This is a genomic window from uncultured Meiothermus sp. (genome assembly GCF_937863175.1).
Lineage (GTDB): Bacteria > Deinococcota > Deinococci > Deinococcales > Thermaceae > Meiothermus.
Window position 1 is genome coordinate 1 of sequence record NZ_CALMCQ010000023.1, and the last position, 1,696, is coordinate 1,696.

The window sequence follows — 1,696 nt, forward strand, 5'->3', positions numbered from 1 at the left end:
CTCAGTACTGAGATCGTAAGTTGGGGTGGACGACCAGCCGTGGCATTTGCTGGTAATGGGGTTGAGCTGCCAGGTTTCCCAAAAAGTCGTCTCCCCACCGGCTACCATCTGCCCCCAGCGCAGTCGGATATTATCTAGCAAAGCCTGATGGAACCCGGCCTTACTCAAGGCCCGGTGCAGAAAGTGGGAGTAGAAGGGCTGGGCCAGTGCCACCTTGGACTCCTCATCAAACAAACCAGGTGGGTTAGGGTCGCTTGCACCCGTACGGGTGAGCACCAGCCGCTTTTCATCCAGGATGGTGGCCAGAATGCGCGGCCACCGTTTTTGGGGGGCCACCTCAAAAGCAATGGCGGCAGCATTGGACTGCTGGCTCACCCGGCGACTTTTTACCCCTCGGTTGCGGGCGTCGACATAAACACCGCGCTTCCCATCCCAGAGATGGAGGTTAATTGCAGCCCTGACCTCCCGGGACAGCCTGCCAAAACGCCGGGCATCGCCAGAGCAGCCCGCCAGCCGGGCCAGGCTGGCTGCAACCCTGAGCGCAGCCACAAATTGCGCATTGATTGCGGTCACCTGGCCGCGCTTGTCAAGTTCGGCCCAGTCTACAAAAAGCCAGTGCGGCAGGCTGGTAAGCAGCTTCTCGTGGTTTACAAAGCGCTCAAACCAGCCCACGGCTTTCACCACCGAAGGGTATAGCTCCGTGACGAGCGTGGGATCCCCTACATGCTTTATGTATTCACCAATCGCCAGGATCCAGTACAGGCAAAACTCGGGAATGTTGGTAAAGCTGCTGGCCGCAAAGTCGCCGGGGGCAGCCATCATAGTAATGCCGTCCGGCCTCTGGGACTGCCCGATCTGCCGCAAAAGATTGGCTATCAAAAGCGCGTCGCCAAAGGCAACATAGTTCACCAGAGCGTGGAGGTAGCCGTCGAGCCACTGGCGCTGTTCGCGTGAGGGGCAGTCTATATATCCATCCTGCATGCATAAGTGCACGGTGTTGCGGCCAGTCTGCCAGAGGAGGGTAAGCAGTGGATCCGAGCAGTCAAAACTCCCTTGGGGCTTTACCGGATAAACGCTTTTTTTGACCTTTACGGACTTAATCTCTAGTGGACTGGCAGCCTGACGAATGGTGAGCTGCAAGTACCGAAACCCTGCCAGCTCAAATGACTCAAAGGTCTGTTCGCCTTCGCGCAGAACCAGGCGATGGGCGGGCCGGACATCAAATCCTGGGATTCCCCGGTGCAGGTGTACCCTACCGTCTTTCTCCAGGCGCTCTCCGTAGGTGAAGTCAACGATACTGCCCTCAGAAGCCAAAAGCTTTAGGAAAATCCTGCCAACCACCGTCTCGCCAAAGTCCAGAACAACCGAGAGGCTCCTGGGTCTGGTGGTCTGGACTCTACAGGTTCCTTCGCGGGAGATCAGGGCCTCCAGATTCAAAGCCCGGCAGGTTGCAGGTTCTTCCAGAATCTCCTGCGCGAAAAGGCTGGCAATCTCCGAGCCCTCGGCAGTCGTCACCTCGCCCACGACCACGATCCTCCTGGGATACCCGTCCTCTTCCACCAGCTGGGGGATCTTGCGGGGCACCATTACCGGAAACGGAACCACATCGCTGCTTCCGTTAAACCCCGGAACCCGCAAGACCTGTGCTGTATTCCAGCTCGAGTCGTTGAACTCTACCTCGATCCAACCAGCCGGT

1 protein-coding gene is annotated in these 1,696 nt (G+C 58.0%); it reads right to left on the reverse strand.

The window, feature by feature from the left end:
• A partial coding sequence (locus Q0288_RS00920) for a family 78 glycoside hydrolase catalytic domain (protein ID WP_299425750.1) occupies positions 1 to 1,696 on the reverse strand: 1,696 nt, incomplete at both ends.